Source organism: Candidatus Symbiothrix dinenymphae (assembly GCF_001431085.1).
Map to the genome: position 1 here is coordinate 1 of NZ_BBRU01000420.1, position 442 is coordinate 442.

Genomic DNA, 442 nt, shown 5'->3' on the forward strand with positions numbered 1-442 from the left:
ACATAAAAGCTCTTTTTTTTAAGTTTCTACTTATTCAAATCTCCCCTGTCGTAGCATATTTACCTCCGGTTCAGTGAGATAACGCCAATGACCGCGTTTCAAATTTTTCTTTGTCATACCGGCAAAATAGACACGGTCCAATTTGTTGACATGGTAGCCAAGACTTTCAAACATACGGCGCACCACACGGTTGCGACCGGAGTGGATTTCGATGCCAACCTGGTCGCGCGCATCTTCGGTGACGTAACTGACTGCATCAGCGTGAATTTCGCCATCGTCTAACTCAATGCCTTTCGCGAGTTTTTCCATGTCTTCGATGCTCACATCTTTGTCCAACCAGACGTGGTAAATTTTCTTTTTCTCAAATTTCGGATGGGTCAATTTAGACGCCAAATCGCCATCGTTGGTCAGCAGGAGCACGCCGGTCGTGTTTCTATCCAAC

Annotated in this window: 1 protein-coding gene; it reads right to left on the bottom strand. The window is 45.7% G+C overall.

Annotation, left to right across the window (positions count from 1 at the left end):
- Positions 1 to 30: 30 nt before the first annotated feature.
- Positions 31 to 442: pseudouridine synthase (locus ASC50_RS04680; RefSeq protein WP_158648447.1), on the bottom strand; the 412-nt coding region annotated here is incomplete at its 5' end.